Source organism: Epibacterium sp. HA2-3 (assembly GCF_055693725.2).
In genome coordinates, this window is sequence record NZ_CM172490.1 from 2,176,625 (window position 1) to 2,191,246 (window position 14,622).

At 61.2% G+C, this 14,622-nt stretch carries 14 protein-coding genes and 1 riboswitch; of the genes, 12 read left to right on the forward strand and 2 right to left on the reverse strand.

Annotated elements, in window-relative coordinates; translation table 11 throughout:
* Positions 1-49: 49 nt before the first annotated feature.
* Entirely contained in the window at positions 50-802 is a 753-nt protein-coding gene (locus ACZ1HH_RS10205; RefSeq protein WP_472636569.1) for an OB-fold-containig protein, read from the reverse strand.
* 247 nt (positions 803-1,049) lie between these two features.
* On the opposite strand from ACZ1HH_RS10205, the gene metG reads away from it, so the two are divergent.
* The 10 genes from metG to glpD all read left to right on the forward strand — a co-directional run bounded on the left by metG (position 1,050) and on the right by glpD (position 11,830).
* Entirely contained in the window at positions 1,050-2,771 is a 1,722-nt protein-coding gene (metG, locus tag ACZ1HH_RS10210) for a methionine--tRNA ligase (RefSeq protein ID WP_011539518.1), read from the forward strand.
* 386 nt (positions 2,772-3,157) lie between these two features.
* Entirely contained in the window at positions 3,158-3,337 is a 180-nt protein-coding gene (hemP, locus tag ACZ1HH_RS10215) for a hemin uptake protein HemP (RefSeq protein WP_011539519.1), read from the forward strand.
* 51 nt (positions 3,338-3,388) lie between these two features.
* Complete coding sequence (locus ACZ1HH_RS10220; protein WP_472636570.1) at positions 3,389-4,657, forward strand: imelysin family protein; 1,269 nt, start codon at positions 3,389-3,391, stop codon at positions 4,655-4,657.
* 229 nt (positions 4,658-4,886) lie between these two features.
* Positions 4,887-5,174 (forward strand): (2Fe-2S)-binding protein, encoded by a 288-nt coding sequence (locus ACZ1HH_RS10225; protein ID WP_416369331.1) that lies wholly within the window; start codon positions 4,887-4,889, stop codon positions 5,172-5,174.
* A complete protein-coding gene (gene bfr / locus ACZ1HH_RS10230) occupies positions 5,128-5,613 on the forward strand; it encodes a bacterioferritin (RefSeq protein ID WP_044026862.1) in 486 nt (161 codons plus the stop codon). Before ACZ1HH_RS10225 ends, bfr begins: the two co-directional genes overlap by 47 nt.
* 34 nt (positions 5,614-5,647) lie before the next feature.
* A complete protein-coding gene (locus ACZ1HH_RS10235; RefSeq protein ID WP_472636571.1) occupies positions 5,648-7,153 on the forward strand; it encodes a di-heme oxidoreductase family protein in 1,506 nt (501 codons plus the stop codon).
* A complete protein-coding gene (locus tag ACZ1HH_RS10240) occupies positions 7,153-8,181 on the forward strand; it encodes an imelysin family protein (protein ID WP_472636572.1) in 1,029 nt (342 codons plus the stop codon). Before ACZ1HH_RS10235 ends, ACZ1HH_RS10240 begins: the two co-directional genes overlap by 1 nt.
* A gap of 36 nt (positions 8,182-8,217) precedes the next feature.
* Positions 8,218-9,318: a DUF1513 domain-containing protein gene (locus ACZ1HH_RS10245; protein WP_472636573.1), complete on the forward strand. Its 1,101-nt coding sequence runs from the start codon at positions 8,218-8,220 to the stop codon at positions 9,316-9,318.
* 144 nt (positions 9,319-9,462) lie between these two features.
* The gene (locus ACZ1HH_RS10250) at positions 9,463-10,257 is read left to right on the forward strand and encodes a DeoR/GlpR family DNA-binding transcription regulator (RefSeq protein ID WP_416368902.1); all 795 of its coding nucleotides are present in this window, start codon (positions 9,463-9,465) and stop codon (positions 10,255-10,257) included.
* On the forward strand, positions 10,250-11,830 hold the full coding sequence (gene glpD, locus ACZ1HH_RS10255; protein ID WP_011539527.1) for a glycerol-3-phosphate dehydrogenase: 1,581 nt from the start codon (positions 10,250-10,252) through the stop codon (positions 11,828-11,830). Before ACZ1HH_RS10250 ends, glpD begins: the two co-directional genes overlap by 8 nt.
* 114 nt (positions 11,831-11,944) lie before the next feature.
* On the opposite strand, the gene cobO is transcribed toward glpD, so the two are convergent.
* A complete protein-coding gene (gene cobO, locus ACZ1HH_RS10260) occupies positions 11,945-12,631 on the reverse strand; it encodes a cob(I)yrinic acid a,c-diamide adenosyltransferase (RefSeq protein ID WP_011539528.1) in 687 nt (228 codons plus the stop codon).
* 24 nt (positions 12,632-12,655) lie between these two features.
* Positions 12,656-12,894, forward strand: a riboswitch (cobalamin riboswitch).
* A 98-nt stretch (positions 12,895-12,992) separates the two neighbouring features.
* On the opposite strand from cobO, the gene ACZ1HH_RS10265 reads away from it, so the two are divergent.
* Positions 12,993-13,496: a DUF1636 family protein gene (locus tag ACZ1HH_RS10265; RefSeq protein WP_472636574.1), complete on the forward strand. Its 504-nt coding sequence runs from the start codon at positions 12,993-12,995 to the stop codon at positions 13,494-13,496.
* A gap of 19 nt (positions 13,497-13,515) precedes the next feature.
* A complete protein-coding gene (gene cobW / locus ACZ1HH_RS10270; protein ID WP_472636575.1) occupies positions 13,516-14,550 on the forward strand; it encodes a cobalamin biosynthesis protein CobW in 1,035 nt (344 codons plus the stop codon).
* The last annotated feature ends 72 nt before the right edge of the window (positions 14,551-14,622 follow it).

The following is a 14,622-nucleotide window of genomic DNA, read 5'->3' on the forward strand; positions in this document are numbered from 1 at the left end:
TCTCCTTTTTGTTCAAATAATTCGTATCGCTTTGAAGTCTGAGCGCCGCTTATTCAGAGAGCGGCACCAGAACATATCGTTTGCTCCGCCGATCCCGGATCACGAGCACCTCGGTGCCCTGCGCAATCTTTTCCTGATCGCTCAGGGGTTCTGCGCGCAGGTAGTGCGCGTTTCCATAGCGGTCGGTGACGCGCACTTCGGCGGGGCGACCGCGTTGCGCGGTGCCTTGGGTGATCACGCCGCGTCTGCGGCCCAATGCGCCCTCCGAGACGGCTTCGGTCTCGGTCTGTGGCAAGATGCGCGCAAAAACGGCGCCAAAACCACGCGTGAACCAGAGACCAAACACACCTGCAGGGATCGCAACCAGTCCGGCCGGTGCAAAGCTCTGAAAGAGGCTCCGCGCGCCCAGCTGCAACGCCATACCAGAGAGGCCAAAGGCCAAGCACAGACAACCGATCCAGATCAGGAAGGGCATGCGGCCGATGCCAAGCCAACTCAGAACACCGCCCCCGCCAGTGACGTCAGGCGCGGCCGAACCCGTGTCGGCTTCAAGACCCTCCACTGACTCAAAGTTCAGAGCCTCCAGATCCGCGCTATCCAGCGCATCCAGATCCACAGCCCCCATATCGAGATCCGCATCCAGTTCAGGCCCGCCGGGGCCATCCAGATCGGCATCGCTGTCACCTCCAAGGAGGCTGCCTCCCAAGAGCAATGCCAGAACTTCCATCCCCACCAAACCGAGCAAAAGCGCAAGAGCCACGGTGAATGGGGCAAAGGCCCCGTCGAGAAGAAGATCTGTCATCTGCAAAGATAGTTCAATATGTATGCCATTGTATGCAAATCGATATGTTCACGCATGCGCGAGGTTTCAAGGGCTTGGGCGTCAAATTCGCCTCGAACCTCCCCGATGCGGTGCCGTCGGTCAAGGCAGGATGCACCCGAAACCCGAGCGTTTCACCGGTTTCTTTGCCTTGCACAGGATCATGGGGTTTTCGTACCTTCCCGCATGGGATAGACGGGCTGCCAGACAAGCGACGTGGATGGACGATATGGCCCGAATTCTCATCACCTCGGCACTGCCCTATATCAATGGGATCAAGCACCTCGGCAACCTCGTGGGGAGCCAACTTCCTGCCGATCTCTATGCCCGCTACAACCGGGGACGCGGCCATGAGGTCATGTTCCTCTGCGCGACCGACGAACACGGCACCCCCGCAGAACTCGCCGCAGCCAAAGCCGGCAAGCCGGTGGCCGATTATTGCGCCGAAATGCACGCCGTGCAGGCCGACATCGCCAAGCGGTTTGGCCTGTCGTTTGACCATTATGGCCGCTCCTCGAGCCCGCAGAACCACGCGCTGACCCAGCATTTTGCGGGCAAGCTCGAAGAGGCTGGCCTGATTACCGAAGTGTCGGAAAAACAGGTCTATTCCAACGCCGATGGCCGCTTTCTGCCTGATCGCTATATCGAGGGCACCTGCCCCAACTGCGGCTTTGAGAAGGCGCGCGGCGATCAATGCGAGGAATGCACCAAACAGCTCGATCCGACCGACCTCATCAACCCGCGCTCTGCGATCTCGGGGTCGACCGACCTTGAGGTGCGCGAGACCAAGCACCTGTTCCTGCGCCAGTCCGCAATGCGCGACCAACTGGACCAGTGGATCGACTCCAAGACCGACTGGCCGGTGCTCACCACCTCGATTGCCAAGAAATGGCTGCATGATGGCGACGGTTTGCAGGACCGGGGCATCACCCGTGACCTCGACTGGGGGATTGCGGTCAAAAAAGGCGACGCGGACTGGCCTGGCATGGAAGGCAAGGTCTTCTACGTCTGGTTCGACGCACCGATTGAATATATCGCAGCCGCTGGCGAATGGGCCGAGGCCCATGGCAAAACCGATGCCGATTGGGAGCGCTGGTGGCGCACCGACAAGGGCGCGGATGACGTCAAATATGTGCAGTTCATGGGCAAGGACAACGTTCCCTTCCACACCCTGTCCTTCCCCGCGACCCTGCTGGGGTCGGGCGAGCCGTGGAAGATGGTCGATCATCTGAAATCCTTCAACTACCTCAACTATGATGGCGGTCAGTTCTCCACCTCGCAGGGGCGCGGCGTGTTCATGGATCAGGCGCTCGAGATCCTGCCTGCCGATTACTGGCGCTGGTGGCTGCTGTCCCATGCCCCCGAAAGCTCCGATTCCGAATTCACCTGGGAGAACTTCCAGCAATCGGTGAACAAGGATCTGGCGGATGTGCTTGGGAACTTTGTCTCGCGCATCACCAAATTCTGCCGCTCGAAATTTGGCGAAGAGGTGCCCGATGGCGGCACCTGGGGCGAACAGGAACAGACCCTCATTGAAGAGCTCTCCACCCGCATCGGCGCCTTTGAACGCCATATGGAGGCGATGGAGGTGCGCAAATCGGCGCAGGAACTCCGCGCGATCTGGGTTGCGGGCAATGAATACCTGCAATCTGCCGCGCCTTGGTCGGTGTTCAAGGAAGACCCCGAGCGCGCGGCAGGTCAGGTCCGCCTCGGCCTCAATCTGATCCGTCTCTATGCGGTTCTGTCGGCGCCCTTCATTCCAGATGCCTCCGATCGCCTGTTTGCCGCTCTCGGCACCGAGGATCGCAGCTGGCCCGAAGACGTTGCCGCCGCACTCGCCGCCTTGCCCGCAGGCCATGCTTTCACGGTGCCGGAGGTGCTCTTTGCCAAGATTACCGATGAGCAGCGCGAAGAGTGGCAAGAGCGCTTTGCCGGAGGTCGCAGCGCCTAAGGCGCGCACCGCACGCTCAACCGCATCAAAGGCCGCCCCACCCGGGCGGCCTTTTTCATTGCCCATCCCCCATTCGCAACTTTGGAAAAATCAAAGTTTGCCAAGGGAAGAATTAGCCGATTGACATATCTGACCAAATAAATCAGGAATAAGGCAATCCAGCCAACCTGTGTGATACAGGCCAGCCGACAACCTGAACCTTGCGTCCCGCACATGTTGAACTTCACTGGCCAAATCCCCACGCGCACCGACCGTGATGCCGACCCAGAGCCCGTTGCGGATCTGTGGCAGACCGTCCTGTCGGAAGAATTGCCCCAGCAAAATTCATGCGTTGAGTGGCTGTTCGACAAGGTGGAGCAGAACACGCACAGACAGAGGTCTCTTTTATGAGCAACCTGAAACCGATTTCCCAAGCCGACATCACCGCCGCCACGCAGCCGGAAACCTATCCGACCTACCACGCCGAGGATCTCACGCGCGGGGGCGTGCAGGCGCGCATTCTTCTCAATGGTCAGATCTACTCGCTGCGGATCACCCGCGCGGGCAAGCTGATTTTGACCAAGTGACCCCACAGGCGCCCCGCGCCTCTTTTTCAAAATTCCAACGAGGATGATTTTATGAAAACGCCGCTTTTCACCGGTGCTGCCGTGTTGGCTCTGGCCGCAGGGACCTCTGCTGCATTCGCCACGTCCAAGGGCGAAGTGCTGACCAACTACGCCAATATCGCCGAAGCAAAATACGAGGACAGCCTGATCACGGCCAAGACGCTTCAGGCGGCGGTTGGGGCCCTGATCGACGCGCCCTCCGCCGAGACCCTCGCCGCTGCCAAAAAGGCTTGGCTGGCTGCCCGGGTGCCCTATCAGCAGACTGAAGTCTATCGTTTTGGCAATGCCATCGTTGACGACTGGGAAGGCAAAGTGAACGCATGGCCTCTGGATGAGGGTCTCATCGACTATGTGGATGCCTCTTATGGCGGCCCCACGGATGAAAACGCCGCAGCAGTGCTCAATGTGGTCGCAAACCCCGATTTCAGCCTGTCAGGCCAGGCGATCGATGCGTCCGAGATCACGCCCGAGCTGCTGGCAGAGACCCTGCACGAAGCGGACGGCGTCGAAGCAAATGTCGCCACCGGCTACCACGCCATTGAATTTCTGCTCTGGGGGCAGGACCTGAACGGCACCGAGCATGGCGCCGGCGCGCGGGCATGGACCGATTACGCCACTGGCGAAGACTGCACCAACGGCAATTGTGACCGTCGGGGCGCTTACCTCAAAGCGGCCACCGATCTGCTGGTATCGGATCTCGAGTGGATCACTGCGCAATGGGCCGAGGGGGGCGCCGCGCGCGCCGAGGTGCTCTCTGACGAGAACGCGGGCATTACCGCAATTCTGACCGGCATGGGCTCACTGTCCTATGGGGAACAGGCTGGCGAGCGCATGCGTCTGGGCCTGATGCTGAACGATCCCGAGGAAGAGCATGACTGTTTCTCCGACAACACGCACAACAGCCACTATTACGATGGGCTGGGCATCCAGAACGTCTATCTGGGTGAATACGTGCGGGTGAATGGTGCGTTGGTCTCTGGTGCCGCGCTCGCGGATCTGGTCGAAGCCGCCGATCCCGCTTTGAACAGCGAACTCACCGCCAAGCTCGCCACCACCATGATGAAGCTCGGTCGCATCAAGACCGCTGCCGAGGCGGGTTTCTCCTATGACCAGATGCTCGCGCAGGGCAGCACAGCGGGCGAGGCCCTGGTCATGGGCGGCGTTGACGCGCTCGTGGACCAGACCCGTTCAATCGAACGTGTGGTGGCGGCGCTGGAACTCGACGCCGTCTCCATTGAGGGCTCGGATTCGCTGGACGACCCCTCGGCGGTCTTTCACTAACGCAGGTCCGGTCCCCGATCTGTCCGGAGTCGCGCCTTGGCGCGGCTCCATTTTTGATACTCGGACCTGAGTTTTGGCCACCCAAAGCCTGTATGCGGCCCATTTTACAACTGCGGCTCACAATTTCCTGATCAAAACAGTCCGATTTACCCTTGAAAGCTTATTCTTTTACTCGGATATTGATCCAAAGCCTGTAGCTTACAGAATCTCTTGGGATCGACGCCCCGCCATGATCATCTGCCACTGCACCGCCATTTCGGATCACGACATTCATGCAGCGATTGACTGGATGCGTGCCTCTGACCCACAAACCATTATCACTCCTGGGAAAATCTACCGCGCCTTGGGCAAGCAGGCGGAATGCGGAGGCTGCATGTCGCTCTTTCTGGACACGATGCGCGCCAACGCTAAGGTGGTTGTACCTGCACAGCTGCAGAACTTGCGTACAGCCATATCTCCGGAGAGCAATTATGAAGGGCGACCCCAAAGTCATCGAATATCTCAACAAGGCACTTAGGAGCGAGCTGACTGCTGTCAGCCAGTACTGGCTGCACTACCGGCTCCAGGCGGACTGGGGCCTTGGGCACATGGCCAAGAAGAGCCGCGAGGAAAGCATCGAAGAGATGAACCACGCGGACAAGCTGATCGACCGGATCATCTTTCTCGAAGGTCATCCCAACCTGCAGACACTCGACCCGCTGCGCATCGGCCAATCCCCCAAGGAAACCTTGGAATGCGATCTGGCCGCCGAACAAGAAGCCCGCGCGCTTTATAAAGAAGCGGCAGAATACTGTAGGACCCATGGTGATTTCGTGTCTGAGGAGCTGTTCAAAGAGCTACTCGCAGACGAAGAAGGCCATATTGATTTCCTGGAGACCCAGCTTGAATTGCACGACCGCGTTGGCGCCGAAAACTACGCGCAGCTCAACGCCTCCAAGATGGACGAAGCCGAGTAACTCGGCCCCAGTTCTCGGTGCGGCCCTCGCTCTGGTGCTGGCCGCACCGCTTCATGCGACGGACCGCCCTGCCCCCGCGGCGCCTGGTTTGGCAGAGCCGCATCTGTCGATCTTGCCCCGAACCACACATGAAACCCGTCGGGTGGAACGCGTCACCGCGCCCACTGAGGACTTTGCTGCACCCGAAGCGTTCGAGGAAAACTCTGCCGGAACTGCGACCCTGCCGCACAGAGATGATCGCGATGCCTTCAGCCAGCCGCCCGCAAACCTCACCTTTGAGCAAGGGTTGGAGTTTCATCTCGGGGAAGCGCTGTTTGACAAACTATGGGTGTTTTCTCCGGCCTCGACGCTGGCGTCAGATGGGCTCGGCCCCGTCTACAATGCCCGCGCCTGCCAGCGATGTCATATCCGCGACGGTCGTGGTCGTTTGCCAGAGGGGCCGGACTATCGCTCTGCCTCGACGTTTTTGCGCATATCGGTTCCCGCCCCGGTGCCACCGCACCTGCGCGCCATTCCAGACTATATCGGCATGGTGCCAGAGCCGACCTATGGCTGGCAGTTGCAGGATTTTTCTGCCCCCGGCGTAGATCCCGAATACCGCCTGTCCGTCACCTTTACCGAAGAAGAAATCGCCCTGAATGGCGGCGAGGTCGCGCATCTGCGCAAACCCCAATTCGAGGCGTCTGCGCTCAAATACGGCCCGCTTGATTCAGAGGCTATGCTGTCACCGCGCGTCGCTCCACCGATGATCGGGCTCGGCCTTCTGGAGGCCATCCCGGCCGCCGACATCCTCGCGCTGGCCGACCCGGACGACCTGGACGGCGATGGCATCTCGGGGCGCGCCAACCTCGTATGGTCGAAGGAATTCGACCAGATCATGCTTGGTCGGTTTGGCCTCAAAGCCGGGACCGCCACCATTCACGAACAATCCGCGGCGGCCTTCTCTGGCGATATCGGCATCTCGACCCCTTTGTTTCCCCAGCCCTATGGGGACTGCACCGCTCAGCAGGTTGATTGCCGCGCTGCCCCTCATGGCGATGAAGACTTGCGGGGCACTGAAATCGACCAGCCCAATATGGATCTCGTGACCTTTTACAGCCGCAATATAGCAGTACCGGCCCGCCGCAACTTGGATGCGCCAGAGGTGTTGCGCGGTAAATCCGTATTCTACGAGATCGGCTGCACCAGCTGCCACACCCCGAAGTTTGTCACCCACCGCCTGATAGACCGCCCCGAACAGAGCTTTCAGCTCATCTGGCCCTACTCTGACCTGCTGCTTCACGATATGGGTGAGGGGCTGGCCGACAACCGCCCCGAAGCGCGCGCCACGGGGCGCGAGTGGCGCACCGCCCCGCTCTGGGGGATCGGGCTGACGCAACAGGTCTCTGCTCGCGCCACGTTCCTGCATGATGGCCGCGCCCGCACCCTTCTTGAGGCGATCCTCTGGCATGGCGGCGAAGCACAAGCTGCTCGCGACCGGGTGGTGGCCCTGCCCCCTGCCGACCGCGCGGCCCTTATTTCATTTCTGGAGTCCCTTTGATGCCCCTCTTGTCCCGCCTCACCGCCACCGCCTGCACTGTTGCCTGCACCGTCTTGGCACTTTCGAGCGCCGCCCGCGCGGACGCACTTGCAGAGGCGGTGATCGATCAGCATATCCTGCCGACCTACGCCCAGCTCACGTCCGAGAGCGCCGAGTTTGCAACCCTCGCCCAGAGCGACTGCGCCCCCACCTCAGAGGCTGTGCGCAATGCCTGGGGAGCGGCCTTTGACGCCTGGGTCGCTGCGAGTCATCTGCGCTTTGGCCCCTCAGAGGTGGACAATCGGGCCTTTGCCATCGCCTTTTGGCCCGACAGCCGCGCCAAGACCCCCAAAGCGCTGCGCAGTCTGTTGACCAACCGCAGCCCGGTGGTGGACACGCCCGAGGATTTTGCCACCGCTTCGGTCGCTGTGCGCGGGTTCTACGCGCTCGAATACCTCTTTTTTGATCCGGCTTACGCGGATCTCGGCGATCCGGACTATGCCTGCGCATTTGTTCAAGCGGTTGCACGGGACCTTGCGCGAAACAGCGCCGCTATTCTCGATGACTGGGAACAGGACTACGCCGATCAATTGCGCACCCCGGCAGCGCGCTACCGCAGCGAGACCGAAGCGCATCAGGAGCTGTTCAAGGCGCTGACCACATGGCTTGAGATTCTCGCCGACATGCGGATCGGGCGCCCGCTTGGCACTTTTGATGCGCCAAAGCCGAACCGCGCCGAGGCCCGTCGCTCTGGCCGCTCCCTGCGCCATATCGAGATCCAACTCCAGAGCCTGCGGGAACTGGCCCTGCTCTTGTCGGCCAATGACGGGGCACTGACCGAGCACCTGACCCAGGTGTTTGACAAGGCCGACCGCCACGCAGATCAGCTCTCGGACGATCCAAGCCTGGCGGGCATCACAGATCCGCAAAAGCGCTTTCTGCTGGAGACACTGCAACAGGACGTCTTTGAGATCAAAGAAATCGCCCTGCGTGATCTCGGCTCCAAACTGGGTGTCGAGGCTGGCTTCAACGCGCTGGATGGCGACTGACCACGTGTCGCATTGCACTGATACAGGAGTTTCAACATGCCCTCTCGACGCGGCTTTCTTGCAGGTCTGTTGGCCAGCAGCGTGACGCCAACCGCCACATGGGCCGATGTCGGTGCGCCGGCCTATCTCTCTGCGGGCAAGGACGCGCTGGGGCTGTTTGTGATGGCCGGGCTTTCGGCGGTGGGCGAGGTGCTGTTTCGCCACCCGCTGCCCGATCGCGGCCATGCGGCCAGCGCTCACCCCACACGCCCCGAAGCGGTGGCCTTTGCCCGCCGCCCCGGGCGCTTTGCCGATGTGATCGACTGCCGTAGCGGCGCGCAGCTGGCTCGCCTTGAGCCCCCCGAGGGGCATCATTTTTATGGGCACGGCGTGTTCTCGCCCGAAGGCGAGGTGCTTTACACCACCGAGAACGACTATACGCGCGGTGCAGGCGTGATCGGTGTCTGGAACGCAGGCGACTATCGCCGCATTGGCCAGTTTTCCTCCGGCGGCATCGGCCCGCACGAGATGCTCTTGCGCCGCGACGCCCCCGGTCTTGTGGTGGCCAATGGTGGTATCGAAACCCATCCTGAGAGCGGCCGCGCCAAACTCAACATCCCCTTCATGCGCCCCAATCTCAGCTATCTGAGCCTTTCGGGCGAAATACAGCACCAAATGGAACTGCCCGCCGATCTGCACAAGAACTCGATCCGTCACATCGCGGTGCGCAGCGATGGCGCGGTGGGCTTTGCGATGCAATGGCAGGGAGATCTGGGCGCTGATGTGCCCATTGTCGGCCTGCATCAACCCGGCAGCGCACCGCGCTTGATGGCTGAGGATGACCCGCGCCTGCGCAACCTCAATGGCTATGGTGGCTCGATTGCGTTCTCAGGAGATGAGACCGCACTCGCTGTGACCTCGCCGCGCGGCGGTGTGGTGCAGGTGGTGGACTGCACGAGCGGTGCCTTGCATGCGGAACATGCCCTCTCGGATGTCTGCGGTTTGGCGCCGCTGAAAGACGGTTTTCTGGTGAGCACCGGAACCGGGATCATGGCCCAGATCGGCACAGAGGTAACGACGCTCGCACAGGCGCCCCTGGCTTGGGACAACCACCTCATCGCCCTTTCCTCGGCTGCATCTGTACCACGCCAGCCCTGAGCAGATTCGCGTCAAACACCGAGACAAAGCCCCTCTGCCCTTGTGCGAGGGGCTTTCTTTTTGATGCCACCCAATACCAAAACGAAAATCAATAGTGACAATATACCTGCATTCGCCTAAAAGTATTCGCGAAAAGGAAAGCAAATGGACGCCAACGACCGCCAAAACGAAATCCTTTCCTTGCTGACCCAGCAGGATCGCGTCGAGGTCGAAGACCTCGCGCAGCGCTTTGGCGTATCCTTGCAGACGGTGCGAACAGACTTGCGTGACCTCTCTGCCCGAGGGCAGCTCAGCCGCGTGCATGGCGGCGCGGTGCGCATCAGCTCGGCGTCAAATCGCGGCTATGCCGAACGGCGCAGCCTCAACGCGACCGGCAAGCGCGCGATGGCAGCTCTGGCGGCTGAGGTGATCCCGGAAAACTGCTCCATCGCGCTCAATATCGGCACCTCCACCGAACAGGTCGCGCGTGCACTCTCTGGCCACAAGGGCCTCACGGTGCTCTCAAACAACATCAACATTATCAATATGATGATGGAAATGGAGACGCGTGACCTGATCCTTGTTGGCGGCTCCATCCGGCAAAGCGACGGCGCCATCGTCGGCGAAGAGGCCGTCGAGTTCATCAATCGCTATAAGGTCGATTACGCCGTGATCGGCGCCTCTGCCATGGACGCCGACGGTGCCATCCTCGACCACGACGCGCGCGAAGTATCCGTCGCCCGCGCGATCCTCAAAAACGCCCGCACGCGCATCCTGATGTGCGACGGCAGCAAATTCGACCGCTCTGCCCCAGTGCGCATCTGCGCGCTGGCCGAGCTGGACCTTGTCATCACCGACCGCCCCGTTCCCGCGGAATTTGCCGAGGCCGCAGAGGCCGCTGGCACACGAATCCTCATCGCAGACGGCGGCGCAGAAAACGAAAGCAGCGCAAATGACTGATTCCTCGCAAAGCACCGAGATCACCGATCTCTTCATCATTGGCGGCGGCATCAATGGCTGTGGCATCGCGCGCGACGCAGCAGGCCGTGGGCTTTCCGTGACCCTCGCGGAAAAGAACGATCTCGCGTCCGCGACATCCTCGGCCTCGACCAAGCTCTTTCACGGCGGGCTGCGCTATCTTGAATATTTCGAGTTCCGCCTCGTCCAGGAAGCCCTGATCGAACGTGAGGTACTGCTGCGTGCGATGCCGCATATCTCCTGGCCAATGCGTTTTGTGCTGCCCTTTCACAAAGACATGCGGTTCGACAACACCACACCAACCTCCAAACTGCTCACCACCTTCATGCCATGGATGAAAGGCCGCCGCCCTGCGTGGCTGATCCGGCTGGGCCTTTTCATGTACGATACGCTTGGCAAACGCGGCATCCTGCCCGGCACCACGACGGTGGATCTGACCCGTGACGAGGCAGGCAAGCCTCTGCAATCCAAATTCAAAAAGGCCTTTGAATATTCCGACTGCTGGGTCGAGGACGCCCGCCTCGTGGTGCTCAATGCGCGCGACGCCGAAAGCCGCGGCACAGAGATCCTGACCCGCACCGAAGTCATCAACGCCACCCGCCACGCCGATCACTGGGAGATCCGCCTCAGGGATCTTGCCACCGGTGAGGAAGAAACGCGCCGCGCCAAGATGCTCGTCAATGCCGGTGGCCCATGGGTTGCAGATGTGCTGCGCCAGAAGCTGGGCCAGAACAGCCGCGAAAACGTACGCCTCGTGCGCGGCAGCCATATCGTCGTGCCCAAGCTATATGATCATGGGCGCTGCTATTTCTTCCAGGGTCAGGATGGGCGCATCATCTTTGCCATCCCCTACGAGGAAGACTTCACCCTCATCGGCACCACGGATGCAGATCACCCAGATCCCGAAACAAAACCCGTCTGCACCGAGGAAGAGCAGGATTATCTGGTGCGCTTTGCCTCGAACTACTTCGAGCGCCCCGTCACGCGCGAGCAGATCGTCTGGACCTACTCGGGCGTGCGCCCGCTCTATGACGATGGCGCCAGCTCGGCGTCGGCAGCGACGCGTGAATATGTGCTGACACTCGACACCGCCCAAGCCCCTTTGCTCAACGTCTTTGGCGGCAAGATCACCACCTATCGCAAACTCGCCGAAGCCGCGCTCGAGAAGATCAACGAAGTCTTTCCAGAGCTGCCTGAGAAATGGACGGCCGGTGTCGCTCTGCCCGGTGGCGACTTCCCCGTCGAGGGCGTGACGGAACTGGGTGCCAAACTCGCGCAGGACTATCCATTCCTCACCCCCTATGCCGTGCGCCGCCTGATCCGCGCCTATGGCACAGAGGCTTGGGATGTTCTGGGCGATGCGACCACCCCGTCGGATCTCGGGGAGGATTTTGGCGCGACCATCACCGCGCGCGAATTGGACTGGACCATTCAAAACGAATGGGTGCGCTCCGGAGAGGACTACCTCTGGCGCCGAACCAAACTCGGCCTGCGTCTTGATGCAGACGCTCGCGGTGCCGTCAACCGCTACATCGAGGCGCGCATCACCGGCTAAAAGCTCAACGGAAAACAAAAATGAGGGGCCCGCGGCCCCTCTTCTTCTAACAAGAAATATCCCGGAGCGCGAGGCAGCGACTCGCATCCCCACCCCGCGCCCTGCGTTTGGGGTTTAGAATTCCACGCCCTTCTGCGCCTTGATCCCGGCACGGAAGGGATGCTTCACCTGAGTCATCTCTGTGACCAGATCCGCAATCTCGATCAATTCTTCCTTGGCGTTGCGCCCGGTGAGCACCACATGCGTCATCGCCGGTTTGTGCTCGACGAGGAACTCAAGAACCTCCTCAAGGTCAAGATACTCATAGCGCAGCGCAATGTTGATCTCATCGAGCAGAACCATCGTGTTCTTCTCATCAAGGATCATCTCCTTGGCCTTTTCCCAGCCCGCGCGCGCAGCGGCGATATCCCGGGCCTTGTCCTGCGTCTCCCAGGTGAACCCCTCGCCCATTGCGTAAAACTGACAGAGATCCGAGAAGTTTTCCTCGATCAGCGTCCGTTCGCCGGTCTGCCAGGCCCCCTTGATGAACTGCACCACCGCCGAGGGCATGCCATGGGCGATACAGCGCATGATCATACCGAATCCCGAAGAGGATTTGCCTTTGCCCGGGCCGGTGTGAACAATAATCAGACCTTTTTCGCCATCTTTCGTCTTCATCATCCGGTCCCGCGCGGCCTTCTTTTTGGCCATCTTCGAGGCATGGCGTGCCGCTTCTTCTTCTGAGATGCCGGTTTCGGACTTTTGGGATGTCTGGTCGCTCACTGTCTTGCTCCTTGCGGGTCTGACCCAGGGTTTGCCCATCTCTTGACAAAGACATGCCCCATGGCGCAAGGAAATTTCGTTGGTTCCCGAAGGTGACAGCCTTTGGGCGAAGAGGGAATGTGTCGGGCCGGGATCATCCTTGCTCCAAACACAGCCGCCCCCGCGACCGTGACCGGAGAGGTCTTCCACCGCCACTGGCGCGCCCCTTGTGGGCAGGCCGGGAAGGCAGGGAGACCGTTCGCGCCCCACTCGGGGCCGATCTATCCGCAAGCCGGGAGACCTGCCAACGCGTGAGAACCGGCGGACGGGGTGTGCCGCGACCGGTTGAGGGCCTGCCAGCACTTGCGCGCGCCCCCATCTGGCCTGCCCCGCTTCGCCCCAGAGGAGGAGAAAAGGCCGCATGGGAGAGATCCCCAATCAGAGCCCGGACGATCAAAGCCCAGAGGATCAAGGTCCGGAGCCGGTCGTTCTGACCGTCTGCACCACCTGCCGCCCAGAAGGCAGCGACCCCGAGGCTCCGCGCCCGGGACGTATTCTGGCGGACCGGCTGGCAGGCAGCGCCCTGCCCGAAGGCGTCACCGTCCGTGGGGTGGAATGTCTCTCGGCCTGCAAGCGGTCCTGCACGCTGCATCTATCGGGCGGCCCTGCGCGCTGGGGCTATATCTACGGCGATCTCGACCCCGACGCGCATCTCGACGAGATCCTTGCCGGCGCGGCCGCCTATGCCTCGACCGAGGATGGGTTCGTGCCCTGGCGCGAGCGCCCCGTGGTGTTTCGCAAGCAATCCATCGCCCGCATCCCGCCCGTCTCCATGCCAAGTGTTGCGCTCACGCCGACACAAGCCCCCGGCGCTCAGACCGAAGACACCCCAGACACACCTGCGTTGCAAAGCGCAAAGGATTGATCCGAAAGGCCGATCTCACATGACCTCATTGAACAAGATCCCCGTCACCGTCATCACCGGTTTTCTGGGCGCGGGCAAAACCACATTGATCCGTCACCTGATGCAGAACCCGCAGGGCAAGCGCCTCGCTGTGGTGGTGAACGAATTTGGCACCGCCGGAGTAGATGGCGACATCCTGAAATCCTGCGCGGATGACAACTGCCCCGCAGAGAACATCATGGAGCTCGCAAACGGCTGCATCTGCTGCACCGTGGCAGATGATTTCATCCCCACCATCGAGAGCCTGATGGCGCTGCCCGAACCGCCCGAACACATCGTTATCGAGACCTCTGGCCTGGCGCTGCCCAAACCGCTGCTCAAGGCCTTTGATTGGCCCGCGATCCGCTCGCGCATCACCGTTGACGGTGTGATCGCTCTGGCTGATGCCGAGGCCGTCGCCAAGGGCCAGTTTGCCCCAGATCTGGACGCCGTGCAGGCCCAGCGCGAGGCAGACGAGAGCCTCGATCACGAAACCCCGCTCTCCGAAGTCTTTGAAGATCAGATCGCCTGCGCCGATATTGTGCTGTTGTCCAAGGCCGATCTCGCCGGTGAGGCCGGTGTCGACAAAGCCCGCGCGATCATCGAATCTGAGGCCCCGCGCAAACTGCCGATTCTGCCGATGACCGAAGGCGTGATCGATCCGCGCGTGATCCTCGGACTGGAAGCTGCAGCCGAAGACGACCTTGATGCCCGCCCGAGCCATCACGACGGACATCACGATCACGAACATGACGATTTTGAATCGATCGTGGTCGAAATGGGCGAAGTATCCGACCCCGAAGACCTGCAAAAACGGATCATCGAGATGGCCCGCAGCCGCAACATCCTGCGGGTGAAGGGCTATGTGGCCGTGGAAGGAAAACCGATGCGAATGCTGGTACAAGCAGTGGGCGAACGTCTGCGCGCGCAATACGACCAACCCTGGGGCGCACAGGAGCGCAAAACCCAGCTGGTGGTGATCGCCGAGCATGATAACATCGACACAGCAGGCATCCACGCCGACCTCGGGGCCTGAGTTTCCACACCAAGGGCGCTGACCTCTCGCCGTGAGGTCCCGCCCGACCCTCCCCGGGAGGGCGCTTTGCAC